The organism is Vibrio lentus (assembly GCF_030409755.1).
GTDB classification, from domain to species: Bacteria; Pseudomonadota; Gammaproteobacteria; order Enterobacterales; family Vibrionaceae; genus Vibrio; species Vibrio lentus.
Genome location: NZ_JAUFQE010000002.1, coordinates 2,676,755 through 2,700,585, shown reverse-complemented (window position 1 = coordinate 2,700,585; position 23,831 = coordinate 2,676,755). Strand labels below are relative to the sequence as shown.

General features: G+C 44.9%; 20 protein-coding genes and 2 pseudogenes. 8 read left to right on the top strand and 14 right to left on the bottom strand.

Annotation, left to right across the window (positions count from 1 at the left end; all coding sequences use genetic code 11):
* Nucleotides 1-9: 9 nt before the first annotated feature.
* The 3 genes and pseudogenes from QWZ07_RS20545 to QWZ07_RS20535 form a co-directional block, all read right to left on the bottom strand.
* Nucleotides 10-759: an NRDE family protein gene (locus tag QWZ07_RS20545; RefSeq protein ID WP_192853364.1), complete on the bottom strand. Its 750-nt coding sequence runs from the start codon at nucleotides 757-759 to the stop codon at nucleotides 10-12.
* A gap of 2 nt (nucleotides 760-761) precedes the next feature.
* The gene (locus QWZ07_RS20540) at nucleotides 762-1,304 is read right to left on the bottom strand and encodes a DinB family protein (RefSeq protein ID WP_059022205.1); all 543 of its coding nucleotides are present in this window, start codon (nucleotides 1,302-1,304) and stop codon (nucleotides 762-764) included.
* 19 nt (nucleotides 1,305-1,323) lie between these two features.
* Nucleotides 1,324-1,911: pseudogene (locus QWZ07_RS20535) on the bottom strand (D-alanine--D-alanine ligase); the annotation flags it as partial.
* Between the two features lie 116 nt (nucleotides 1,912-2,027).
* Between QWZ07_RS20535 and tnpA the strand changes: the two are divergent.
* Nucleotides 2,028-2,465 (top strand): IS200/IS605 family transposase, encoded by a 438-nt coding sequence (gene tnpA, locus QWZ07_RS20530; protein WP_192854767.1) that lies wholly within the window; start codon nucleotides 2,028-2,030, stop codon nucleotides 2,463-2,465.
* Nucleotides 2,466-2,527: 62 nt separating this feature from the next.
* Here tnpA and QWZ07_RS20525 read toward each other — a convergent pair.
* From QWZ07_RS20525 to QWZ07_RS20515, 3 genes and pseudogenes are all read right to left on the bottom strand, one after another.
* Nucleotides 2,528-3,079, bottom strand: a pseudogene (locus QWZ07_RS20525) (D-alanine--D-alanine ligase); the annotation flags it as partial.
* The gene (locus QWZ07_RS20520) at nucleotides 3,076-3,663 is read right to left on the bottom strand and encodes a DedA family protein (protein ID WP_192853917.1); all 588 of its coding nucleotides are present in this window, start codon (nucleotides 3,661-3,663) and stop codon (nucleotides 3,076-3,078) included. The gene QWZ07_RS20520 and the pseudogene QWZ07_RS20525, both read right to left, overlap by 4 nt.
* 284 nt (nucleotides 3,664-3,947) lie before the next feature.
* On the bottom strand, nucleotides 3,948-5,924 hold the full coding sequence (locus QWZ07_RS20515; RefSeq protein WP_017110589.1) for a bifunctional 2',3'-cyclic-nucleotide 2'-phosphodiesterase/3'-nucleotidase: 1,977 nt from the start codon (nucleotides 5,922-5,924) through the stop codon (nucleotides 3,948-3,950).
* Between the two features lie 414 nt (nucleotides 5,925-6,338).
* Here QWZ07_RS20515 and cysD point away from each other — a divergent pair, with 414 nt between their 5' ends.
* The 4 genes from cysD (at nucleotide 6,339) to cysC (ending at nucleotide 11,167) form a co-directional block, all read left to right on the top strand.
* Entirely contained in the window at nucleotides 6,339-7,283 is a 945-nt protein-coding gene (gene cysD / locus QWZ07_RS20510) for a sulfate adenylyltransferase subunit CysD (protein WP_226974827.1), read from the top strand.
* A gap of 18 nt (nucleotides 7,284-7,301) precedes the next feature.
* A complete protein-coding gene (cysN, locus tag QWZ07_RS20505) occupies nucleotides 7,302-8,732 on the top strand; it encodes a sulfate adenylyltransferase subunit CysN (RefSeq protein WP_004735272.1) in 1,431 nt (476 codons plus the stop codon).
* A 65-nt stretch (nucleotides 8,733-8,797) separates the two neighbouring features.
* Nucleotides 8,798-10,522 carry an SLC13 family permease gene (locus QWZ07_RS20500; protein WP_192853918.1) on the top strand — a complete coding sequence of 575 codons (1,725 nt, stop codon included), beginning with the start codon at nucleotides 8,798-8,800 and terminating at the stop codon, nucleotides 10,520-10,522.
* Nucleotides 10,523-10,546: 24 nt separating this feature from the next.
* On the top strand, nucleotides 10,547-11,167 hold the full coding sequence (gene cysC, locus QWZ07_RS20495; RefSeq protein ID WP_017083764.1) for an adenylyl-sulfate kinase: 621 nt from the start codon (nucleotides 10,547-10,549) through the stop codon (nucleotides 11,165-11,167).
* Between the two features lie 164 nt (nucleotides 11,168-11,331).
* Here cysC and QWZ07_RS20490 read toward each other — a convergent pair whose 3' ends face one another.
* The 7 genes from QWZ07_RS20490 to QWZ07_RS20460 form a co-directional block, all read right to left on the bottom strand.
* Nucleotides 11,332-12,240 (bottom strand): TIGR03899 family protein, encoded by a 909-nt coding sequence (locus QWZ07_RS20490; RefSeq protein ID WP_192853919.1) that lies wholly within the window; start codon nucleotides 12,238-12,240, stop codon nucleotides 11,332-11,334.
* Between the two features lie 351 nt (nucleotides 12,241-12,591).
* Complete coding sequence (locus tag QWZ07_RS20485) at nucleotides 12,592-13,107, bottom strand: DUF3299 domain-containing protein (RefSeq protein WP_065104194.1); 516 nt, start codon at nucleotides 13,105-13,107, stop codon at nucleotides 12,592-12,594.
* 14 nt (nucleotides 13,108-13,121) lie between these two features.
* The gene (locus tag QWZ07_RS20480) at nucleotides 13,122-14,381 is read right to left on the bottom strand and encodes an ABC transporter permease (RefSeq protein ID WP_017110585.1); all 1,260 of its coding nucleotides are present in this window, start codon (nucleotides 14,379-14,381) and stop codon (nucleotides 13,122-13,124) included.
* A complete protein-coding gene (locus tag QWZ07_RS20475; protein ID WP_017110584.1) occupies nucleotides 14,378-15,094 on the bottom strand; it encodes an ABC transporter ATP-binding protein in 717 nt (238 codons plus the stop codon). The genes QWZ07_RS20480 and QWZ07_RS20475 overlap by 4 nt, the downstream gene beginning before the upstream one ends.
* Before the next feature lie 139 nt (nucleotides 15,095-15,233).
* Nucleotides 15,234-15,941 carry a zinc uptake protein ZrgA gene (gene zrgA / locus QWZ07_RS20470; RefSeq protein WP_192853920.1) on the bottom strand — a complete coding sequence of 236 codons (708 nt, stop codon included), beginning with the start codon at nucleotides 15,939-15,941 and terminating at the stop codon, nucleotides 15,234-15,236.
* Between the two features lie 41 nt (nucleotides 15,942-15,982).
* Complete coding sequence (locus tag QWZ07_RS20465; RefSeq protein WP_076669193.1) at nucleotides 15,983-16,273, bottom strand: DUF2607 family protein; 291 nt, start codon at nucleotides 16,271-16,273, stop codon at nucleotides 15,983-15,985.
* A 90-nt stretch (nucleotides 16,274-16,363) separates the two neighbouring features.
* The gene (locus QWZ07_RS20460; protein WP_017107748.1) at nucleotides 16,364-16,915 is read right to left on the bottom strand and encodes a YtfJ family protein; all 552 of its coding nucleotides are present in this window, start codon (nucleotides 16,913-16,915) and stop codon (nucleotides 16,364-16,366) included.
* 252 nt (nucleotides 16,916-17,167) lie between these two features.
* Here QWZ07_RS20460 and QWZ07_RS20455 point away from each other — a divergent pair, with 252 nt between their 5' ends.
* Nucleotides 17,168-17,368 carry a DUF1107 family protein gene (locus QWZ07_RS20455; RefSeq protein ID WP_004735283.1) on the top strand — a complete coding sequence of 67 codons (201 nt, stop codon included), beginning with the start codon at nucleotides 17,168-17,170 and terminating at the stop codon, nucleotides 17,366-17,368.
* A 111-nt stretch (nucleotides 17,369-17,479) separates the two neighbouring features.
* On the opposite strand, the gene msrA is transcribed toward QWZ07_RS20455, so the two are convergent.
* On the bottom strand, nucleotides 17,480-18,109 hold the full coding sequence (gene msrA, locus QWZ07_RS20450; protein WP_102295869.1) for a peptide-methionine (S)-S-oxide reductase MsrA: 630 nt from the start codon (nucleotides 18,107-18,109) through the stop codon (nucleotides 17,480-17,482).
* Between the two features lie 195 nt (nucleotides 18,110-18,304).
* Between msrA and tamA the strand changes: the two genes are divergently transcribed.
* Together tamA and tamB are read left to right on the top strand one after the other, a co-directional pair.
* Entirely contained in the window at nucleotides 18,305-20,017 is a 1,713-nt protein-coding gene (tamA, locus tag QWZ07_RS20445) for an autotransporter assembly complex protein TamA (protein ID WP_017110580.1), read from the top strand.
* Nucleotides 20,014-23,772, top strand: a complete 3,759-nt coding sequence (gene tamB, locus QWZ07_RS20440; protein WP_192853921.1) for an autotransporter assembly complex protein TamB — start codon at nucleotides 20,014-20,016, stop codon at nucleotides 23,770-23,772. Before tamA ends, tamB begins: the two co-directional genes overlap by 4 nt.
* The last annotated feature ends 59 nt before the right edge of the window (nucleotides 23,773-23,831 follow it).

The window sequence follows — 23,831 nt, the reverse complement described above, 5'->3', positions numbered from 1 at the left end:
GGACTCCATCTATAGATTGATTGCTGGTGATAAATCGAAGGTAAAACGCTGTTGATTTATCTGGCATGGTTTAATGGGTTCACAAGGCGAGCCGGGTGCGTAAAGCATCGAGGCTTGGCCGTGTAGATTGCGTAAGTGTGTAAAGCTCACTGTGTGCGCGTCTTCACGATGCATACAGGTCGCTAAATGAGGTTGTTCGCTGTGATGGTGAGAGTGAAACTGAAGTAAGTTCTGTTGATTCTTACCCGTTGCCATAAGCTGATCGTATTTTGCTTGTCGATAGGCTTGTACTCGCTCTAAATCAACACCGGATGAGAACAGTGGAGAATCGGTTTCGACTATTTTTTGTTGAATGCCATCCCACATATAGGCGATAACCAAACCATGGTGTTGAGTTAAGTTCGGCGCGAAAGCCAGCAAGGTAAATGGGGCAAAAGAGTGCAGGTCGAGCTTATGAAATGCTTCAGAGAGCTGACTGATATTACGACTCGATGATAGGTTCTTGAGTAACAAACCACGGCTGACTAAAAGGCCATCAGGTACGATGCCTTGATAGTTATTGAGTAGGCATAACGAAAGCCCGAACTCATTGATACTGATCCAGCTACCACCACCGGTTGGGTCGAGTGGCATGATGATATCGACGCCGTTAACTCGATATTGTTTAGGTGGCATCGCCAGTGCACGTGTCTTTTGTTCATCACGATTAAAGAAGACCTGATAGCCATTGTCTTCAAGTAGCCAAGATACTGAACACATGATTATTGCTCCCTCAAATAGCTGCTGGTGGTTGGGGCATAACCAAAGGTGTTGCATGTTTCGACATCAAGAAAGGTCGTGATCACTTTGATCATCGCGTAATGATGATTGGCGTGCAGCGCAGCAAAGGTAACCTCTCTTTCTAGCGTAGAAGGCAGGCTGGCAAATACTTGTGTATCCATCGAAACTTCGGTTTGGATCATGATAGGCGCTTCGAGATCTCTACGGTCTAATCGTTCAAGCCAGTTGATCACGTAATGGATCTCTTTCAACGCAATCGACCTATCGAATTCGACAGGGTGACCACGACGACGAGTGTTGTAATCAACGGTCGCATTCTCTTTTAAAATCAGAGCGTGAAAAAGATCGAGCGTGTGACGAGTATGCTCACCAATAGAACTTGTGACGTGCGGCTTTGCTCGTGTCAGATAGTCGCTGTCAGATATGGCTAACAAAAACTCTAAACCCTGATTCAATATCTCTACCGCTCCCTTGATACTAGGAGAGAGAGAGGTGAGGGCGCTCGGTTGGGCTATGGGGTTCATTCATGATCCTCGTACAAAGTTAATCGGTGGTCGGATATTGTTGAACAAGACGTCGCTCTTCTTGCCACGCGTTAAATAAGCTCTTAAAAGAAGGAGGCTGGTGGCCTCTTTGTTTCTGTTGAGCGCCAATATCAAAAAGAATGCGGTATTGCAGGAGTAGCGTAGAAAATATCTCTCGCAATGGTGTGTTGCGATCCCAGATGTGCCCGGCCTCACTGCTTGCGCCATTGACCTCAAGGATAGTGAAGTCCTCGCCGTTCATTAGGCTGTGCATGTCCTTGAATTTGACGTCGAGTCGACCAAAGTGAAAGCCATCGAAGTCGTCGAATATCTCATCTAAGCGTTCAGTTAAAGCCTGAGTGATGTATTGATTGCCGTCTCGGAAGATACAACCACGGCTATGGCTACCTGCGAATGCGAGTTGGAACTCTTCGCCCTCTGCGAGCACTTGATCTAATTTATCTTGATGTCTCGGTAGATAGAGGTGACTAAGCTGCCCAGCACGCGGGCTATTTTCAATTAACTGCTTGAGTGTTGAGGCACCATTCCCCGTCACCATTGGTGCGTATTTGAGTGTGATCGAGATGATCTCGCCTTGCTTTTTATTGGCTCCTCAAAACCACCGCCTAGGGCGGTGGTGATTGTTCCTTGAGGCTATAGCCTGAAGAAGTGCCCATGTTAGAAGTAACCTCTTATTCACCACAAGTAAGAGGAAACAACCACATGGGCGATTACAGAAGTTCATCACATGTCTATTGGCGTTGCAAATACCATATAGTTTGGACTCCAAAGTACAGATATAAGATTTTGAAAGATAAGGTAGGAAAGGAGCTTTATCGTTCAATCTATATTTTGTGCAATATGAAAGACTGCGAAGTTTTAGAATTAAATGTTCAACCAGATCATGTTCATCTTGTTGTCATTATTCCTCCCAAGTTATCAGTATCGAGTTTGTTAGGAGTTTTAAAAGGCCGAACAGCAATTCGACTTTTCAATAGATTCCCACATATACGTAAGAAATTATGGGGAAATCACTTTTGGGCTAGAGGGTATTTTGTAGATACGGTCGGTGTGAATGAAGAAGTCATTCGGCGATATGTACGACACCAAGATAAGCAGGACATAGAGTATGAACAACAATTACAGTTATTGAAGAACTGATAGCGCGGACGCCCCCTTTTAGGGGGTTATAAAGCAAAACCGCCTTCTAAGAAGGCGGATATTTTTTTTGGGTAGCGAACATAGAAAACACCCGCTTCGGCTTGATAAGGCGCCTTTTCTTGCAATAGAAAGCGAGCATTATTTGGGAAAGATTCAACATACTGCTCAAGTTGATCTTGTGTGTTGATCAGCTTAACGCCAACACCTCGACAACCAAGATCCGGTTTGGCCACAATCGGGAAATCGAGATCCGACTGTATGAGTGCGCTGCGCGCATCTTCGGCTTGTTTCTTACTGCTAAGATCCGTTTTGGTTAAGGTGATAAACGGAGAGATCCAACGCTGACTCGATGATCCGGCAAGGCTCAGTATCTCGTGTTTTGATTCGCCTACCATACCGCTTAACTTAATACTCGGGTTGGCGATGAGCGGTAGCGCCCAGTCAAAGTGCCGTAACCCTTGCATCAGGCTTTGAATCACCACTGGCGTGTAGAAGAACCAAGTTGGAAGAAACTCATAAGGAGAGACACTGCGCACGGTATCTTTTTCAAGCAAGGGCATGCCTGCATTGATTTGATGTGCTGGAATGATGCGAATATCTTGCGGTGAACTCATGATAATCCTCTAGAGTAGGTTCTATTCATTAATTGATTGCCGATAAACAGCAAAGCGATGGCACACGGGATGATGATCCATTGATATTCAGAGGCTTGCAGCCACGCTGATGTCCCTAAATAGTAGATGGCAGAGAAGACAATGCCAGTCCAGAGCGCAGTGGCACTAATAACGGCAAACAGGAAAGTAGGCAGTGGGATTGCGAAAAAGCCACTTAAGGTAAAACCGACGGTACGAAGCCCGGGAATAAAGCGGATGACAAAAAGACTGCTGAAAGCGTTTTGACGTAATTTAGTGCGAAGTGCACGAAAGTATCGGTTGGTGAGGGCTTTGTAACGAACGCCTCGGAAATAACGTCCTGATTTACCTAGGTAATAGAGACCGAGATCACCTGTGGCAATGCCGATGAAAATGGCAAGCAACGCATATTGAGGAAGCATGAACTCTTGAGTTGCTAAACCTGCCGCTGTAACAATCGCCAGATCTTCAAGCAAGTAAGAAAGCGCGATAATGCCAAGCATCAGCCATAGCAGCGATTCTTCTCCTGTATTTAACCATGCTTGAATACTCTCGACGGTGCTCATCAAATACCCTTATCTATCCTATAGATGAATGGCTTATTGGCCATTCATTGAGTGTAGTAAATTAAATAGACAGGAGGAGCAGAGAAAAACTTACAGCTGATTAGTGTTTTTTTGTGGGGACTTAAATCGATTGACGGTTTGAGTCGTGCTGTTTGGGTATTGAATTAGCGGGTGTTTACGGTGAGAAAAATAGGGCAGTGGATTCGATTTATAAATAACAAAAGAAAAAGGCTGAGTCGTTAAACTCAGCCTTTCAGAACGTTAACTATGGATTACTGGGTAATCTATTTAGTTAGGTCAATCTGGTAAACAGCAAAACCAACATCGTCAGTCGCAACACGTTTCATCGGGTATTGACCCTTTTCTTTGATGAACTCTGCCGCTTTGTCGCTTGGAGATGTTTCAAAGCGGATATCTAGTTTGTTATCCGTTTTGATTGGCGCAAATGACCAGTTGTTATCAGCCGTTGGGCTAACTTGACCTTGCTCTTTGCTTACGCGAGAGATGTAGTTCGCAAGAACAGTACGGTTTTCATCTGGTGCATCAAATGCGATGAAGTCTTCACCGGTACCTGGGAACTTAGCACTGTATGCACGGTAGTTGTTGGTTGCGATCAGGAAGTCTTGCTTCATGTCAATTGGCTTACCTTGGTAAGTTAGGCCAACGATACGCTGTGAGTCAGGGTTAACGACTTTACAGTTTGCATCGTATTTCGCAGGTTGAGTTACGTCGATTTGGTAATCAACACCGTCGATAACATCGAAGTTGTAAGTGCGGAAGTTATCCCACTCGATCAACTGTTGTGGTGCTGTTGAGTTAACATCCACTTGGTTGAACTGACCAGCAGAACATTCAAGCCACTCTTTTACTTCGTGGCCTGTTACCTTCATCGCGACTAGCGTGTTCGGGTAAAGGTACAGGTCAGCTGCGTTACGGAATGTCAGTTGGCCAGATTCAACTTCAGTGAAGTTCGCTGGGTCATTCTTACGGCCACCGGCCTTGAATGGTGCAGCTGCTGAAAGTACTGGCGTACCATCTAGGTCTGGGTCACCTTGGATGAACTGTTCAACGTAATCTTTCTGTGCAAGGTTAACGATTTGAACTGTTGGATCGTCTTGTACTAGAGATAAGAAGCTGTACATCACATCGTCTGCTTTACCAATCGGTTGGTTAACAAACTCACGAGTACCAGCGTGGTCTTTTTCTAGTGCTGTTACGATGCCTTCATCAGCGGCAGCAAGAGATTTCTTCTCGATTTTGTCGTAGATCGGACGCGCTTCTGATTGGCCTTTAACGACTTCCCACTTACCGTCTTTTTGTGCAAGTGTTAGATCCATAACACCAACGTGGCTACCCCAACGACCTGGCATTACTGCCGCAACGCCGTTCATTGTGCCAGTTTCGTTGTCGATGCCTTGAATGTCATCAAAACCTTTACCAGGGAACACTGCGTGAGAGTGGCCGAATGCGATTGCATCAATGCCGTCTACTTCAGATAGGTAGAACGTTGAGTTCTCTTCGCCATTTTTGTACGGGTCAGTTGATACGCCTGAGTGAGGGATAGCAACGATAACTTCAGCGCCTTCCGCTTTCATTTGAGGCACTAACTCGTTAGCTGTCTCAATGATGTCACGAGCGATCACTTTGCCTTCAAGGTTCTTCTTATCCCACGTCATGATTTGTGGTGGAACAAAACCGATGTAGCCGACTTTTACTTCATGTTTTACGCCAGCAGTATCTTCAAACATGTGCGTCTTGATGATGTATGGCGTGAAGTAGTGTTCTTTGGTTTCTGCGTCGTAAACGTTAGCACTGATGTATGGGAAATCAGCGTCGTTGATAGACTCTTCTAGGAACTCAAGACCGTAGTTGAATTCGTGGTTACCTAGGTTTGCAGCGTCGTAGCTTAGTTGATTCATTGCTTTGTATGCAGGGTGAACTTCGCCCGCTTCGATGCCTTTGTCTGCCATGTAGTCACCCATTGGGCTACCTTGCAGCAAGTCACCGTTATCAACTAATACGCTGTTGGTTACTTCGCTTTGAGCTTCTTTTACTAGAGTTGCAGTACGTGCTAAGCCGATTTTTTTCGATGGCTTGTCTTTGTAGTAGTCGTAATCCATTAGGTTGGTATGGATATCCGTCGTTTCTACGACACGTAATTTAATCACTTCATCGGTATCTGGTGTTGTTGTGCAGCCTGCTAGAGTCAAACCAAGACCCGCAAGTACAGCCAATGACAAAGGTTTCATTGCAACTTTCATTTTGTAGCTCCAAAGTGGATAGTAGAAAATTCGTTGCGTAATGTAACAAAACCGAATGAAACAATGATTACAACGAATGTTAATTCGTGACTTAGATCGATTACTTTATGGTGTTCTGCAAGACGCCTCCCAAACCTGCTCAATCAATGTACAAATCACATCGATAGTATTAGTCCATTCATTTCACCAATTTATCGATGAATCTCATCCCTTATCAGCTTTTCGAATAAAAAATGAAATTTTAGAATTTCCAGTAATATGAGAGGCTCGTCATAATGCCTATATCAAGGACGTATCAGGCAGATGAATAGCAAGGATAGCTCAAAACGAAGCTTCTGTTTTCTTCTAGTGCCAATACTCCCATTCACTCAAGTGGATGAGTTAAATCCCTTGCTTGGCAAGACCAAGTAATGAATTGCTCGTACTGCGAGCCTTAAAGGAAGCACTGAAATGGACCAAGAACGTTTAACCCACCTAAAACAGCTTGAAGCGGAAAGTATTCATATTATCCGTGAAGTTGCTGCTGAGTTTGATAACCCAGTGATGATGTACTCCATCGGTAAAGATTCTTCTGTGATGCTTCATTTAGCTCGCAAAGCGTTTTATCCAGGCAAGATTCCATTCCCACTATTGCACGTTGATACGGATTGGAAATTCCGCGAGATGATTGAGTTTCGTGATCGTACGGCTAAAAAGTACGGCTTCGACCTTTTAGTACATAAGAACCCAGAAGGTATTGAGATGGGATGTAGCCCGTTCGTACATGGTTCTTCTAAGCACACTGACATCATGAAAACTCAAGGCCTTAAGCAGGCGTTAAACAAGTACGGGTTCGATGCCGCTTTTGGTGGTGCGCGTCGTGACGAAGAAAAATCTCGAGCGAAAGAGCGTGTTTATTCTTTCCGCGACAAGAACCACACATGGGATCCAAAAAACCAGCGTCCTGAGCTTTGGCACACCTACAACGGTCAGGTTAATAAGGGCGAAAGCATTCGTGTCTTCCCGCTATCTAACTGGACTGAGCTTGATATCTGGCAATACATCTACCTAGAGAGCATCGATATTGTTCCACTTTACCTTTCAGACAAACGTCCTGTGGTTGAGCGTGATGGCATGCTGATCATGGTTGATGATGACCGTATGGAGCTGCAAGAAGGTGAAGTGATTGAAGAGAAAAGCGTTCGCTTCCGTACTTTGGGCTGTTACCCACTAACCGGAGCCGTTGAATCTGAGGCGAATACGCTAACAGGCATTATTGAAGAGATGCTGGTGGCAACGTCCAGTGAGCGTCAGGGTCGAGCGATTGACCATGATCAGTCGGGCTCAATGGAGCTGAAAAAGCGCCAAGGTTATTTCTAAGAATCTAAGGAAAGAAAAATGAATAGTGCAGTAGAAGCCGAATTGGCTGAACTAGGGATTGAAGGTTATCTAAGTCAGCATCAGCATAAATCTATGCTTAGATTTTTAACTTGTGGCTCGGTAGACGATGGTAAAAGTACGCTAATCGGTCGCTTGCTCCATGATACAAAACAGATTTATGAAGATCAGCTAGCAGCGGTTCACTCGGATAGCCAACGAGTGGGTACTACAGGTGAGAAACCTGACTTGGCATTGCTTGTTGATGGCTTGCAAGCTGAACGTGAGCAAGGCATCACGATCGATGTGGCTTATCGCTACTTCTCGACGCAAAAACGTAAATTCATTATTGCTGATACTCCTGGGCATGAGCAGTACACGCGCAACATGGCAACAGGCGCTTCAACGTGTGATCTGGCTGTGATCTTGATTGATGCTCGTAAGGGTGTACTGGATCAAACACGTCGTCACTCGTTTATTTCTAACCTGCTTGGTTTGAAGCATTTCATCGTCGCAGTCAACAAAATGGATCTCGTCGAGTACTCGCAAGATCGTTTTGAGGAGATTCGCGATCAGTACCTAGAGTTTGCTGAAAACCTAGAGGGCGAAACTAATATTCAGATTCTGCCAGTTTCGGCACTTGAAGGTATTAACGTTGCTGCGCCAAGCAAAGAGCTTGCATGGTTCGAAGGTCCGTCTCTATTAGAAGTGTTAGAGAACGTCGACATTGACCAAAAACGTTCTGCAGGCGAATTCCGTTTCCCTGTGCAGTATGTCAATCGTCCTAACTTAGACTTCCGTGGTTTTGCAGGCACCGTTGCGTCTGGCCGTGTCAGTGTGGGTGATGAAATCAAGGCGTTGCCTTCAGGTAAAACCTCTAAGGTGGCAAGTATTGTGACCTTTGATGGTGAACTTGAATCAGCACAAGCGGGTTTGGCGGTAACACTGACTCTTGAAGATGAAATCGATATCAGCCGTGGTGATTTGATTGTGTTGGAAAACGCGCAAATTGAATCCACTAACCATGTATTGGCAGACATCGTGTGGATGACAGAGCAACCATTGCAACCGGGTAAAGCTTACGACATCAAAATCGCAGGCAAGAAAACCGTCGGTCAGGTTGAAACGGTTCGTCATCAATATGACATCAACAACCTGTCGACTCACGCTGTCGATGAGTTACCACTGAACGGTATTGGTTTGTGTGAATGGTCACTGAACGAGACTGTCGCACTGGATAAATACCGTGAGAGTGCCGATACCGGTGGCTTTATCGTTATCGACCGTCTAACCAACGTGACGGTTGGTGCGGGTTTGATTCGAGACCGTTTGGATTCTGTTGAACAGCAAGTCGGTAACTTCTCTGCATTTGAACTTGAGTTCAACGCTCTGGTTCGTAAGCACTTCCCTCATTGGGATGCCAAAGATCTAAGCCAATTACTGAAGTCATAAACGACCAAGCAACAGCTTATTGAATCAGGTGGAAACTCATCGTTTCCGCCATAAAGGACGGGTATATGTGGCAACAAGGATTTGTATTAGCGATTTTGCTCGGCATTATTACTTGCCTGCTCGTTACCCGTATTAAGCCAAGCTTTATCTTTGCTGGCGCGGCGTTTATTGCTTTTATGGCTGGTATGATCGACTTGTCGAGCTTAGCCAATAACTTCACTAACTCCTCGTTACTGACTTTAATTCTTCTGATCCTCGCATCAAGTGCGTTGGAGAAAACTCGCTTAATCAGCTGGGTTAGCCGCAATATCTCTGAAGGCAGGCTAGGTACCGTGGTTGCGAAGTTGGGTATTTCCACAGCGTTACTTTCTTCTTTTACTAATAACACAGCGGTGGTTGTCTCTTTGATCGGAGCGATCAAACGTAATCAGCAACACGCGCCATCTAAGTTACTTATCCCTCTGTCTTACGCTGCCATCTTAGGTGGAACGCTGACATTGATCGGCACTTCAACCAATTTGATCATCAATAGCTTTGTTGAAGATGCGGGATTGCCGAGCTTAAATTTTTTCACACCAACCTTGATCGGTTTAGCGGTCTTGATCGGTGGTGTGTTGATCCTTATTCCTCTGAGTTACTTCCTACCAAGCTACGATGATGGATCGCAGGACGATCTGCCTTACTTTCTAGAAGCCAGAGTTGAGCCCGGTTCACCGTTAGTTGGCCGCAGTGTTAGCGAAAATAATCTTAGAGCTCTGAGAAAATTGTTCTTAGCGGAAGTGATTCGAGACGGTAAAACCACGGCGTCTATCGACCCTGATTTCATATTGCAAGCTCGTGACCGACTGCTGTTTTGTGGCGATGTCGAGAGTGTGGCGACACTGCAAGAAATCCAAGGATTAACCCTGTTTGGCCAACATCACCTTAACGGCCAGAGCTTTGTTGAGGTTGTGGTGAGCTCGTCGGCAAGCTTCTGTAACAAAACCCTGAAAACCAGCCAGTTCAGAGACCGTTTCGATGCGGTTGTGGTTGCCATTCGTCGTGGCCATGAGCGCCTTGAAGGTGGTCTTGGAAACATCACGCTAACCGCTGGTGATACCTTGATTCTGGTTCCTGGCAAACGCTTTGAAGAACAGCGCCAGCAACACAGCAAAGAATTTGTGTTGATGAATGACTTGGACTCGAGTGCCAAGCTTGATGCGGATAAATCGACGTTTGTATTGCTCGGTTTTGCCAGTGTGATTGGTTTAGCCCTTGCTGAAGTCGTGCCGATTATCAAAGGGCTGGCTGGTTTCTTACTGTTGCTGGTGGCCTTTGGTGTGGTGCAACTGGGTGAGCTTCGTCGCCGTTTTCCGGTTGATATTGTGGTGATCGTTGGCTCTGCACTTTCTATTGCTCAATTGATGATTTCATCGGGTTTGTCTGAGCGGATGGGGCTGATGTTTATGGAAGCCTTTAATGGCTGGGGCGTGTTTGGTGCGTTAGTCGCGACTTATTTCATGACATTGGTTTTGACAGAACTTGTTACCAATAATGCGGCCGCAGCACTCTCTTTCCCAATCGGCTATAGCATGGCTATCGGCTATGGCGTTGACCCTATGCCATTCATTATGGCGGTTCTATTTGGTGCCAGTGCTAGTTTTATTTCGCCATACGGCTACCAAACTAATTTACTTGTTTATAGCGTAGGTAATTACCATCTCACGGATTATCTACGTATCGGCATCCCAATCTCGATTGTCTATTCGGGCTTGGTGCTGACCCTAATTCCTTACTTTTTCCCATTTTAATGCTGTTTATTTAAAGGACTAATTATGACCGCAGTACTCAAACCAAAAGATGAGAATGTTGTGTGGCATCAACACTCGATTGATAAAACATTTCGCTCTGATCTGAAATCACAAAAACCAGCCGTGCTCTGGTTCACGGGTTTATCTGGTTCTGGGAAGTCGACAGTCGCTGGAGCATTAGAAAACCGCTTGGCACAGCTTGGTTACCATACTTACTTATTGGATGGTGATAATGTCCGTCACGGATTATGTAGTGACTTGGGCTTCTCTGAGCAAGACCGTCGAGAGAATATCCGTCGTATTGGTGAGCTCGCTAAATTGATGGCGGACGCGGGTTTGATCGTGTTGTCAGCGTTTATTTCTCCACATCAAGCGGAGAGACAGTTGGTGCGTGATTTATTGCCGGAAGGTGAGTTTCTAGAGGTGTTTGTTAATACGCCACTTGAGGTTTGCGAACAGCGTGATCCTAAAGGTTTGTATAAGAAAGCGCGTGCTGGAGAAATCCCGAATTTTACGGGCATTAGCTCAGTGTACGAAGCGCCTCAGAATCCTGAGATAGATCTACCTGCGGGTGAGAAGACACTCGATGAACTGGTCGAATTGTGTATTGATGCTTTAGAGAAGCGTAATATTTTAGCCAATTGAGATCGTTGGTATGTAAGGCTACTCAGCTGTTTATCTGCTTATTCACGACCGATAAATAGTGCAGCCTTGGTTTACCGAGACAAGAAACCTATCCTCTAGATTCTCTTTATTCTTCTTAATACTCTTCACCTTTTACACCGTCTATTTTTTGCACCGTCGAGTGCCTAGACGGTGTAATTCACACTGCTTTTCACTTCTGTCTGTACCGTGAACTTCTGACTCAATAGAGTAATCAGTTGGTCGTAATACTGCATGTTGGGTTTGTTGCCAAGTAAGGTGCACAACTCATTACCGGTTGGACTGAATCGGTAGTAAACCAGCTTAACCCCTTTTGAGATAGGTGCCAGTGACATGCTCTTACCTTGATAAGTCAGGTGCAACGCTGGGTCGAAATCAATCTCACCAGACTCTAATTCAGTGCCTAGAATGATACCGAGCTCAATTAAATGGAGCAGGCTAGAGTAGGGTAGGTTGTGTCCACCAAGGTTGATGGTGTTGGTGGTGTCTCTTTTGCCGAAACTGAATATTCCAGCATGAGATTTGAAACCAAGTAATAGCTTTCTGCTGCTATCACTACCAAAACTACAGCCAAGTGACGCCGCTCTTTGTAGGGTGAGTGCTTCTTTTGGCGTCATGTCTTGCAAGATCTGCAGTGCCTTCATCGACGTCGAACCTGGGTTGGTGACTTCTCTTTTTAATACCTGAGCCCATAGTCTCTGCATCGATGTATTGTGGATCTCTTGTGCCATATCGAAAAAGCGATATAACCAGTCCTGATCAGGATCTCCAGCCGCTTCATCCTTACATGAAGAGTGCGCCAATTTCAGAATCTGTTCTAGATTCTTTTGACGCAGTTCTTTACGTTTTTTCTCTCGTAATAGCGCCCGCTCGATAAGCGTACTCTCAGCTTTATCGCTTGGTTTTGCACTATGACTGATTAAGGAATCTAAGCCGAAGCTCTGTGCGATGTGCAGCATTCTGCTTGTGCTGTCGGTAATATGAGGCTTTTTCTCATGCTTGTGCTGTGTATCGCTAGCATGCTCAATGATCACTGGCTGTTTGGTTTCTGACATAAGAGTACCGTAAGGAGACGACTTAACTGTCTAAAATGTAACTCTTTATCTTATTGGTGGCTAGATTTTGCGTGCAGAGTTGAAGGTTTCAACAAAATTTTACTTTTGCTAATGATAATAAAATGTTAAATTTGTTGTAATTCTCAAGGAGGAGTTATGAATCAAGTCAATGATAACAAGCTGAAGAAACAGCTTAGTATAGGGTTATTACTCGCTACTTATGTCGCTGTCCTAGCATATTTGTCTAATTACATCGCGTAATCTAGTCTAACAATATCGTTATGAAACTGTTATTTAATAAGTTCACTTGTTCAGTGATGGCAGCTCATCCGTGAGCCACCCTTCTAATGACTACATGTCGTCATATTCTTCTATTGCTGTACCTTCAATAAGATAACCTGTTTGAGCTAAGTCGTGGCTTATTGACTCGGTTTTTAGCGTACCTACTAAATAAATCACATCCCATAGTTGCTGTATTGGTGCACCTTTAGGGAACTTCACGTAGATGATTTGGTTCGGCGGCGGTGGCGGCACGTGGATACATGCGCCAAAGTACGGTACCAGCAGAAATTCAGTGATCATGTTTTCATCACCTTCCAATGGAATCACAAAGCCAGGAATCTTTACTGTGCTGCCATTCAGCTCAGGGCGAACAGCGCCAAGTGTCGATTGTTGAGGTTTGTCCATGCTGTCGTGGTTAACCGTCGGCATGCCGAACGAATCCAGCTGAGCACGTTCTGATTCCGGAATCAAATCAATCCAATCCAAAGTTAATACCGATTCGTCAGTCGGTGCGGTTTCAGCGTGAGCTGTGCTGATAAATGGGAACAGAAGTAGCCCAAATATCAGTAGGAATTTGCGTTGCATCGTAGGTTCCTATTTTAGATTCGAATAGTCATGCCATCAGACAATGACTGACGGTAAGCCCTGAAAGCGGGAATAAAGCCGATAATGATTCCGGCAACTTGTACCAGTATAAGCAGTTTCCACTCATGAGGGGTGATTGCGGATATCGATATATTGATACCATAGCTTTGTTGCACAATAGGAGCAACTACTGCGATTAGGGCAAACAAAACTGCAACCCCTAGTGTTATACCAAGGAAGGTCAGTGCACTTGCTTCACTGATCAGTAAACCAAAGACATGGCGAGGCCTTGCTCCCATCGCACGCAAAATGGCCATCTCTCGACGTCTTTCTTGCAAGCTAGTCAGTAGGCTACTTAGCATTCCTAATAGTCCCGCGACTACAACAAACCCTGAAACAATCAGTAGTGCTTGTTCTGCAACGGCCATCATTCCCCACAATTCATGAAGCGCAATACCCGGCATAATGGCGCTCAAAGGTTCTTGGCGATAGTTATTGATTTCTCGTTGCAGTGCAAAGGTTTGGATTTTCGATTTAAGGCCAACCATCATCGCGGTAATCTGCTTAGGTTGGAAATCATAGGTCTTTAATGTTTCTGCATCTGGCGTGTGCCCTAGGTTGGCTCCTGATTCCCAGCCCACGTGAATCGCTTCAATAGCCTCTAACGAAACATGCACGGTTTTATCTACTGGTGTGCCGGTTGGCGCGAGTATACCGACAATTGTGAAGGGCAGGTTATCATGGCGACTAAAGGCAACATCACTGATACCGTGTGCAAGAATGATGTGATCACCGATTTTGTAATCTAACTTCTTCGCGACATCAGCCCCAATTACTACATCAAATAGCTGTTTAAACTCTTTACCCTGCTGAAAAGTAAGTGGTTGCTTACTTCCATAGCGATAGTTTTCGAAGTAGCTATGGTTTGTACCCATAACTCGGAAGCCTTTGTGCGAATCTCCCAATGAGATGGGTATCGCCCACTTTACGGCATTATGCTGGCTAAATTCTTCGTAACTTTTCCAGTCGATATTGTTGGTTGCATTACCGATTCTAAATACTGAATAAAGCAGTAGGTTTACCTGACCAGAACGGCCACCAACGATAAGGTCAGTACCTGAAATCGTATTGGCAAAACTGCTCTTTGCTTCGGTTCTTACACGTTCAACACCGAGTAATAGAATCACTGACACTGCCACGGTGAGAATCGTCAGAATAGCGGTGGCTTTACGGTTGAGTACGCTTTTTAGGGCTAAGTGAGTAATTACTTTCATACGACAACCTTAGCTTGGTTAACGGTTTTTAAATCTATGGTTCGAGTGAACAGCTTTTCTAATGTTGGATCGTGACTGACAAATATCAGAGTAGACCCGGCTTGATTTGCTTGCTCGAGTAACAATTCGATGAAGGCTTCTCGGTTGTCATGATCCAAAGCCGATGTTGGTTCGTCGGCAATGATGATCTTTGGTTGGCCGATTAAAGCGCGAGCTGCAGCGACACGTTGCTGTTGACCAATACTCAGCTCAGTAACAGGTTTGTTCATTAAGGCTTGCGGTAGCTTTAATCTGAGCAATAATTCTTGAGCGGTGGCTTGCAGGCTGTTCTGACTTTCAGTGACTTGCTGTTTACGAATCTTTGAAAACTGGCAAGGAAGCGTCACATTGTCGATCACGGATAAGTAAGGAAGCAGATTAAATTGTTGGAATATATAGCCAATATGATCGGCTCTGAACTTGTCTCTCTGGCGAGGCGTTAGCTGTGTGAGATCTTGGCCAAGGATAGAAACTTCACCTTGCTCTGCTTGGTTAATTCCGGTCAATAACCCTAATAATGTTGACTTCCCACAACCACTAGGCCCTTTGATGAAAAGGTGCTCTTGGGCTTGGATATGCAGTGAGGGGATCTCTAGCGTTGGGGATAATTCAGGCTTCCAACGAAAGCTGATATTTTCGAGTTTGACCACAAGTGATGAACTGTCAAAAGACATATTAGCTCCAATGATTAAAGCGGTGTATTTACTGGACAGCTATTAGAAAAATAAATTCCCAGAACACACCGATTTGCACAGCCAAGTAAGCAGGTCGTTACTTGGCTGTTTATCTGCGTTTAATTCAATCTAATCGTGATTAGAATTGAAAACTAATACGCTCGGCATTAAGTATTTCTTGAATTTGCGCGCTGTCAGTTAACAGGTTCACAGTCATAGACTTGGTGTTGCCGAATTTAGAGAACCATTGGGTGTTAACGGTATCCAGCTTCGCAATGTTTGAACATTGGTAATGATACTCGACAGTGAACTCACCGTGCCCACCTTCTGAGTGATCATGGCCTTCATGGTCATCATGATCGTGTTCAGCATGGTCATGGCCTTTGTGGTCGTCATGATCGTGTTCTGCGTGGTCATGGCCTTTGTGGTCGTCATGATCGTGTTCCGCGTGGTCATGGCCTTTGTGGTCGTCATGATCGTGTTCTGCGTGGTCATGGCCTTCATGGCCTTCATGGTCATCATGATCGCCTTCCAAGGTGTTCGTCACTGACTTGAACTTCAGCGTACAGCCTGCATTGTTGAAACCAAATAGCTCTTCTGGCTTATTTAATTGCGCGATAGCTTGCTCAAACACTTTCTTCTGCTCGGCAGTCTCTGGAGCATGTTCAAAGCCAACCACATCAGCGCCGGGAGCCGTTACTTCAACAAGCAGCTCTTGTCCATCTTGAGCTATGTTTACTTCAACTTTACCGTGCACGTGTGCTTCGTGAGAGCGGAACTCTTCGTTAGCTAGAACATTCGCAGAGACAGTCATGCCGATAACAACGGCTAAAATAGTAGGTTTCATGTTTTTTTCCTGAATAAAGATTAATTAAAAAATAGTGGTAATTAAGCGATCTTTACAGGAGGTGAACGTGCTAAATAAGCGAAATACAAGCGCTGTAACGAAATTACTGATTCTGTGATAGTGGCAGTAAATTCTGAATGGAACTCTGGGATCTGTGGCAGTGAGTGCGCCGTAATGAACTGATTTATCGAAAACAGCTCACAATGATGTGAAGAGTGATGATCTGGGTCGATATCCACAATATGTGTCGCTGCTAACACGCTTAACATGAGCATCAGCCCAAGCAACAAGCCTGTTTTGCGTTTCACATTGTTAGGTGTGTTTTGCCACATGAGGATGATTAACCACAGAATTAAAAAAGGATACTGTTATAATATAACAATATCCTTTGGTCAGGTCTCGAAAAAGACGCGATTATCTGATTAAAGGCTGGCTTTAATCAATTCAATAACTTGCGTGACTTCTGATTCGTTGAGAGCGCCTTCTTTAACAAACAATATTTTACCTTGCTTGTCTTGAACGATAATCGCTGAGCTTTCTTCTGCTAAAGCCCATGATGACGCGACGGCTCCGTCTTCATCTAGCACCATAGAAGACCATGGAAATTCTTCTTTGCTGCTTTCGGCTGATGATTTAACAAAAGACCCCGTACCCCAAATCGCATCATCTTGGTTGATGATGGTAGTGGTTTGGTAGCTGTCTTCTGCGAATTTCGATGCTGTAATGGCTGCCATCAGTGGTGCGTTGAGCTCTTTAGAGCTGCTGCGGCCAGCGATTGCTTGAACGACGCGAACTTTACCTAGAAGAGCGTTGGTTGCCCAAGCTTGATATCCAGTATTTCCGTCGTTTAGTACGATTTCACCATAGTTGCTAACATCGACAGCAGGCAGAGTTTCACCTACAGATAAGTTGTGAGCATTGGCAAAGAGTGGAGAGGCTGCGGCTAAAAAAGCCAGTAGAGTTTTGTTTTTCATTATATTTTTGTTCCGCTTATTGGTTTGCTCTGGAAGTATAATATGAAATTTGAAAAATGCCTCTTTAACTTTTTTATCGTACGACGTAGAAATAAGTTGCAGGCTTGTTACCAAAAGGTATAATGCATCAATATCGAGATGAACAATAGATTATCTTGCTGTTTGCTAAAGGAATTAGCGATTTAATGTGCTTTGAATACGGTGGTGTTCAGGTGCGCGACTGTAGTACTCAAATGGAATTGAGGTTGTATTATGTTAAGAAAATTTTCTACTTACCGTCCACATCAGGTGGCGCGTTTCGTTAAAGTCCTGTTCAAAGGCCAGTTTGCTATTGAAGGTATCGGAGAGTTTCGCTTCGACCAAGGCAAGGTGCTTCTTCCTGAAGTTTCAGACAAACAAAAGCTCACTATTTTTAAAGAAGTTAACGGCACAATTGCTGCACTGCCGGTGTAACTGAGCTTTATTGAATTGTCTTGTATTAAATAGATTTATAGTGAAAAAGGGCTTCCTAATTGGAAGCCCTTTTTTTATGGGTGACGTTCTAGTTGGTATGCCTAACACAAATTATTGTGGAGGGAAGCACACACCCGTACCGCCCAACCCACAGTAACCGTTAGGGTTTTTTGCTAGGTATTGTTGGTGGTAGGTTTCCGCGAAAAAATATTTTCCAGCAGGTAGAACTTCCGTCGTGATCTCGTTGCCTAAAGATTCAGTCATCGCTCGTTGATATTCTTGTTTGGAGTGTTCGGCGACAGCTTGCTGCTGTTCACTGAATGTGTAAATTGCCGAGCGATATTGGGTCCCCAAATCGTTGCCTTGACGCATACCTTGAGTTGGGTCATGGCGTTCCCAAAAGGTCTCAAGTATTCGAGCTAGAGACGTTTGTTCGCTATCAAAAATGACACGAACAACTTCGGTATGGCCGGTTTGCCCGCTACATACCTGCTCATAAGTAGGATTGAGCGTGTACCCACCTGCGTAGCCAACGGATGTGGAGATCACGCCATCCAGTTGCCAGAATAAACGCTCAGCTCCCCAGAAGCATCCCATACCAAGTAGGACTTCTTGTTGAGAACCCGTAGGAGCATCGAGTAGATCCGTTTGATTGACAAAATGGCGCTCAGTGATTTGGATTGGGTCAGCATTTCCCGGTAATGCGGTTGCTGCGGAAACCAGTTGTTGTTTGTTTAGCATGTTATATTCCTTTTCGCATACGTTTACCGCGTTGGCTTTTACTAACTGTAGGTTCATATCAACGGTTAGTTCATATTGACTAAGTCTTTAAATTAGACCGTGTTATTGCAGGATTTATTACAGACTCAATGCCTTTTTAGCGGTATTATTTCTTTTCACTTATTAACGTATTGATAACTTCTTCACCAATTAAACATGATAAGAAAAACTTTACCAGTTCTGATTGGCACTCTACTGTCATCGACGCTCGCTTTCGCTGACGTTTCCCTTGAAATTAAAGGGCTAGATGGAGCGCTTGAGGATAATGTTGATGCTTATCTGAGTGCGATCCCTGAAGAAGAGTACTCGGTTTCGCTAAGGTTCCAATCACGCTTGGAATCTATGATCAAAGAAGCGCTGAATGCATTAGGTTACTACCAACCTCGCATCACATTTACTCACGCCGAAGATGATACCGAGCTGACGGTCACGGTTGAGCAGGGAGAGCCTGTTGTTATTTATACTTCAGATATCGTTCTAACTGGTGAAGCCAAAGATGATCCTGACTTTTTGGCTTTGATCGCCAAGAGCAATCTGTCTAAAGGCTCAGTGCTTAATCATGGTAATTATGATTCTTTGAAATCGTCGATACGTAACCTTGGATTAGCGAAAGGTTATTTCGATGGGGCTTACGACCTCAGTAAGCTCGAAGTCGCTCCCGAATTAAACCGTGCTTATGTTCGCCTTCATTATGACAGTGGTATCCGCTACCACTTTGGTACCACTCAGGTTACCGGTAGCCAGATTGAAGAAGATAAGGTGCAGTCACTTAAACCATTTGAGGATGGCGAACCTTACTCGATAACCAAAGTCGGTGAGTACAACCAAAACCTGTCCAATACGGATTGGTTCTCTTCTGTTTTTGTTGAACCTGATTTAAGCCAATTGGGCGAAGGCCGTGAAATTCCGATGAAGGTGAGTCTTGCTCCGCAAGCGCGTAACCAAATCGAAACAGGTATCGGTGTATCAACAGACCTTGGTGTAAAAGGCACCCTAAAATGGAAGAAACCTTGGGTTAACGAGAAAGGTCATAGCTTCAATAGTAGCCTGTCGATCTCCAAGCCCGAGCAGACGATTACCGCGGCTTATAAAATCCCATTGGATGACGTGCTTAATGACTACTATCAAATTAAGTACGGTATGAAGAACTTGGATAACCGAGATACAAAAAGTTTGGAGTCAAACTTAGCCTTAGAAAGATATTGGCGTCTGGATAATGGCTGGCAACGTACTGTATTTATTCGATACTTGGTCGAAAACTATGAACAAGGTTTGCAAGATGACTTAGCGCAATTCGTGTTGCCGGGTATCTCTTTCTCGCGAACTCGAACGCGTGGTGGGTCGATGCCGATGTGGGGCGATAAACAAACCATTATGTTTGAAGCGGCTGATGACACCTTATTATCTGAAACTAAGGTAGTGCGTTTTCAAGGCCAAACCGCATGGATTCGCAGCATTGGTAATAATCACCGCGGTTTAACTCGCCTTCAATTCGGCGGAAACTTTGCCGACGAGTTTGAGAAGCTGTCTCCCTCGCTAAGGTTCTTTGCCGGTGGTGATAACAGTATTCGTGGTTATGGTTATGAATCTATCTCTCCTCGTGATGAAAGTGGCGCACTAACGGGTGCAAAATTTATTGCAACCAGCTCTTTTGAATATCAATACCGATTGGTTGGGAATTGGTGGGGTGCGGCTTTCTACGATATTGGTGATGCCTTCAATGATAAACCTGAATGGAAACATGGTACCGGCGTCGGGGTTCGTTGGGCGTCGCCCGTCGGTCCTGTGAGCTTAGATTTTGCTTGGGGTCTAGATGCAGCAAAAGGTGATGAGTTCCAGTTACACTTTAGCTTAGGGCCAGAATTATGATCAAAGTGATGGGTAAATGCATAAAATGGACGTCAATTTCACTGACGTCTATTTTGCTGTTGTTGATAGCCCTGCTCGGTTTTGTTTTGTTCACCAATCCTGGGTTGAATACAGTGCTATGGGGCGCTGAAAAAGCATTGCCACAACTTAAAGTAGAAAGCACTAAAGGGGCTCTGTTCCCAAGCTTTACGCTTAATAATGTTCAATTTAAAGATGACAGCCTGCATATCGACACCAAGGTAAAAAAGCTGAACTTGGCGATTAATCCTCGTTGTTTACTCGACCCTAAATTGTGTGTCGACCGCTTAGCGATTCAAGGTTTGGATTTCGCATTTACTGAATTACCACCAGCTTCAACAGAAGAAGCAGAACCGACTCCGCCCGTGACATCGGTGAAAACACCACTACCAATAGTGATCAATCGTATCGCGTTGTCTGATATCAAATTGAATATCTTGGGTCATGAAATTGAATGGGGTTTGTTCTCAACGGCTCTAGGTATGCAGGGGGAAACGCTGACGGTATCGCCAACCTTGTTCAATGACCTAAAAGTTAAGCTTGCAGAATCGACAGAAGAACCGCAAACCGAAACGGTAGAACCAGAGGCTGCTACTAAAACGGCTATCGAGTTGCCTGAAGTCTTAATTCCTTTGCAGGTTGTACTTGAGCGTTTTGATCTCAACAATTTCACTTTAGAACAAGAAACACCGATTGTGGTAAACCACCTTGGACTAGAAGCTCGAGCAGGGAAACATACGGTCGATGTTTCTACTCTCGAACTCGATATGCCACAAGTAAGCGCGAATTTAGCGACGAAGGTTGAGCTCAAGGATGGCTATCCGCTAGAACTTTCTTTGGATGCGTTAGTGAAAGAAACCGACCTCGCTGGTCAGAAATTATCGCTGAAAGCACAAGGCAGCGTGGCTAAGCTGCACTTAGATTCTCAGTTTTCTGAATTGATTGAGGCACAACTGTCTGGTGATATTCAACCCTTAGAACCGACTCTGCCATTTGACCTTCTTTTAGAGGGAGGTAAAGCGCAATGGCCTCTAACCGGTAAAAGTGACTATCAAGCGGCTATCGAGAAGTTCAAAGCCGATGGCTCATTAGATGGTTTTAATGTGCAACTTAAAGGCAAAGCGAACGGTAAGGAGATACCTGCGTTAGCCATCGACCTGCAAGGCAAAGGCACCACAGAACAGATTGAACTTGAACGCTTGAAACTGAATACCTTGGGTGGCGAACTAAATGGTGTAGTCAAAGCGAACTGGAAGAAGCTCGTTAATTGGCAAGCCGATGTGACGCTCAAAGACATACAACCGGGTCTACAGTGGCCTGAAGCCGAAGGTAACATTAGCGGAAGCATCGTCACTTCGGGTGAGTTGACGGAAGCGGGTGGTTGGGCGATTGAACTACCGAAGCTCGATATTGAAGGGATCTTGCGAGAATACCCTCTGGATATCGAAGGGCAGTTGTCAGCGTCTGATCGCAGCGCGAGCGGTGAACCTAAACTGAAAACCAGTGGTTTGAGTTTGGCTCACGGTGTTAACTCGATTAAGGCGCTGGGTGAGCTTGATAAGCAATGGGACATGGGCGTTGAGATCTTCTTCCCTGAGATCGCAAAAAGTATTCCCGAGTTGAAAGGCAGAGTGATTGGTAGCATCCAACTGAGCGGCCCAACGAAAGAACCTGAGGTCGATCTTGCTTTAAATGTTGATAAGGTCGATTGGAATAACGAGGCTACACTGGAATCCTTGTCGCTCAATGGATCTGTGGTTCCACTGCCATTACCTGAAGCTCAAGCTGATCTTGTACTAAAAGCCAAGAACTTAACCTATCAAGATCAGAGTGTTGAAAGCATCGACTTAACAGTGAGTGGTGGTGAGAAGAAGCATACCGTGACACTTGATGTGATATCCGACATCGTGTCTACAAGCTTAGCGATTTCCGGTGAGTTGATTCAAAAACCTTCTCTTATTTGGGATGGGGCGTTAGATAGAGTCAAAATTACCACTCAGCAGGGACCTTGGGTATTAGATCAACCTGTCGCAATTAAGGCGGATGTCGATAATCAGTTTGCTGATGTACAAGCGCACTGTTGGAAGCAATCGGGTTCGAGTGTGTGTCTGGATGAAGACGTGCGTGTCGGAAAGTCGGGTGAGGCCAAATTGGCGATCAACCAATTCGACTTCGAACAGATTAAAGCCTTTGTGCCTAAAGAAACACAACTACAGGGCTTAGTGAATGCGACCGCTCATGCTAAGTGGTCGGAACAAGGTGAACCTGAGGTGACGGTTAGCGTCGATATGCCGAAAGGTCAGGTTGTTCAGCAAGTTGGTGAGCCAATCACATTAGGTTGGGAAAGCGTTGCATTGAATGCCCAACTGAAAGATAACAAACTGGATGCCGATTTTAAGTTGGATGTGTCTGATAATGGTGACCTGTCTGGCACTGTGTCGCTACCGGATATTCTCGCTGACGACAAAATGGTTGATGCGGCAATTCAGCTGACAACGTTCCATCTGGATTTCTTACAGCCGATTCTTGGTGAATACAGCCTATTGAAGGCGGATCTTGAGAGTGATTTAAAAGTAAAAGGCTCCTTGATGCATCCTCAAGTCTTTGGCCAATTCTCTGTTGATGGTATTCAAGTCAAAGGCGATGTGACGCCAGTGGATATTAAAGGTGGTCGTATTGACCTCGATTTTGACGGCTACAGCGCGAAGTTAGATGCCAATGTTGAAACACCGGATGGTCACCTTGATATCGAAGGCTCTGGGGATTGGCAGGACCTTCAAGCATGGCACTCTAATGTCAGAGTGTTTGCCGACGAGTTGATGGTTGTTATCCCGCCTATGGTGAAGGTGAAGGTTGTTCCCGACATGACCATTGATGTCACGCCAGAGCTTGCAAAAATTACGGGTGATATTGCATTGCCTTGGGGACGTATTGTTGTCGAAGACTTACCGCCGACAGCGGTTGGTGTGTCCTCTGATCAAGTTATCTTGAATAAAGATCTTGAGCCAGAAAATGAAGACACGATTCCATTCAATGTGATGACCAATATTAATATCTCCATTGGTGATGACTTTAAATTGTCAGCATTCGGTCTTGAAGGCGACTTGGTTGGTAAGCTCAATGTGGCTCAAAAAGACCAAGGTCCATTCATTACCGGTGAAGTGAACATCGTCGATGGTACTTACCAATCATTCGGACAAGATCTGTTGATCGAAGAAGGTAAGATTCTAATGAATGGTCCGCCGGATCAGCCATACGTAGCAATCAATGCGATACGTAACCCAGATAATACTCAGGATGATGTGACCGCAGGTATTCGAGTGACGGGCCCTGCGACAGAGCCGACCATTGAGATTTATTCTGACCCAGCGATGCCTCAAGCGAATGCGCTGTCTTATATATTGCGTGGCCAAGATATCGACGGCGAGTCGAGCGGTTCGATGACAACCACCTTAATTGGCTTGAGCTTGGCGAAGAGCGGTAAAGTTGTCGGCGAAATCGGTGAAGCGTTTGGTGTGCAAGATTTACAACTGGATACCGCAGGTTCTGGTGATGACTCACAAGTAACGGTAAGTGGCTACATTCTGCCTGGCTTACAGGTGAAATATGGCGTGGGTATCTTCAACTCGTTAGGTGAATTTACTGTTCGTTATCGATTGATGCAGGATCTCTATGTTGAAGCCGTATCGGGCCTAGACAGTGCTGTGGACCTTCTTTATCAATTCGAGTTCGAGTAAAGAAGTTTGAATAGAGTAATTTGAGCTCGAGTAGATAATGTTTCAGCCATTCATCGAAG

Excerpts from the sequence above, each read along its gene's own strand:
- cysC (WP_017083764.1), top strand. The coding sequence starts at position 10,547 with ATGACCGCAGTACTCAAACCAAAAGATGAGAATGTTGTGTGGCATCAA.
- QWZ07_RS20520 (WP_192853917.1), bottom strand. The coding sequence starts at position 3,663 with ATGAGCACCGTCGAGAGTATTCAAGCATGGTTAAATACAGGAGAAGAA.
- QWZ07_RS20465 (WP_076669193.1), bottom strand. The coding sequence starts at position 16,273 with ATGTGGCAAAACACACCTAACAATGTGAAACGCAAAACAGGCTTGTTG.
- QWZ07_RS20455 (WP_004735283.1), top strand. The coding sequence starts at position 17,168 with ATGTTAAGAAAATTTTCTACTTACCGTCCACATCAGGTGGCGCGTTTC.
- cysN (WP_004735272.1), top strand. The coding sequence starts at position 7,302 with ATGAATAGTGCAGTAGAAGCCGAATTGGCTGAACTAGGGATTGAAGGT.
- QWZ07_RS20460 (WP_017107748.1), bottom strand. The coding sequence starts at position 16,915 with ATGAAAAACAAAACTCTACTGGCTTTTTTAGCCGCAGCCTCTCCACTC.
- tamA (WP_017110580.1), top strand. The coding sequence starts at position 18,305 with ATGATAAGAAAAACTTTACCAGTTCTGATTGGCACTCTACTGTCATCG.
- QWZ07_RS20515 (WP_017110589.1), bottom strand. The coding sequence starts at position 5,924 with ATGAAAGTTGCAATGAAACCTTTGTCATTGGCTGTACTTGCGGGTCTT.
- zrgA (WP_192853920.1), bottom strand. The coding sequence starts at position 15,941 with ATGAAACCTACTATTTTAGCCGTTGTTATCGGCATGACTGTCTCTGCG.
- QWZ07_RS20540 (WP_059022205.1), bottom strand. The coding sequence starts at position 1,304 with ATGAACCCCATAGCCCAACCGAGCGCCCTCACCTCTCTCTCTCCTAGT.
- QWZ07_RS20545 (WP_192853364.1), bottom strand. The coding sequence starts at position 759 with ATGTGTTCAGTATCTTGGCTACTTGAAGACAATGGCTATCAGGTCTTC.
- QWZ07_RS20475 (WP_017110584.1), bottom strand. The coding sequence starts at position 15,094 with ATGTCTTTTGACAGTTCATCACTTGTGGTCAAACTCGAAAATATCAGC.
- QWZ07_RS20490 (WP_192853919.1), bottom strand. The coding sequence starts at position 12,240 with ATGTCAGAAACCAAACAGCCAGTGATCATTGAGCATGCTAGCGATACA.
- msrA (WP_102295869.1), bottom strand. The coding sequence starts at position 18,109 with ATGCTAAACAAACAACAACTGGTTTCCGCAGCAACCGCATTACCGGGA.
- QWZ07_RS20485 (WP_065104194.1), bottom strand. The coding sequence starts at position 13,107 with ATGCAACGCAAATTCCTACTGATATTTGGGCTACTTCTGTTCCCATTT.
- tnpA (WP_192854767.1), top strand. The coding sequence starts at position 2,028 with ATGGGCGATTACAGAAGTTCATCACATGTCTATTGGCGTTGCAAATAC.
- QWZ07_RS20480 (WP_017110585.1), bottom strand. The coding sequence starts at position 14,381 with ATGAAAGTAATTACTCACTTAGCCCTAAAAAGCGTACTCAACCGTAAA.
- QWZ07_RS20500 (WP_192853918.1), top strand. The coding sequence starts at position 8,798 with ATGTGGCAACAAGGATTTGTATTAGCGATTTTGCTCGGCATTATTACT.
- tamB (WP_192853921.1), top strand. The coding sequence starts at position 20,014 with ATGATCAAAGTGATGGGTAAATGCATAAAATGGACGTCAATTTCACTG.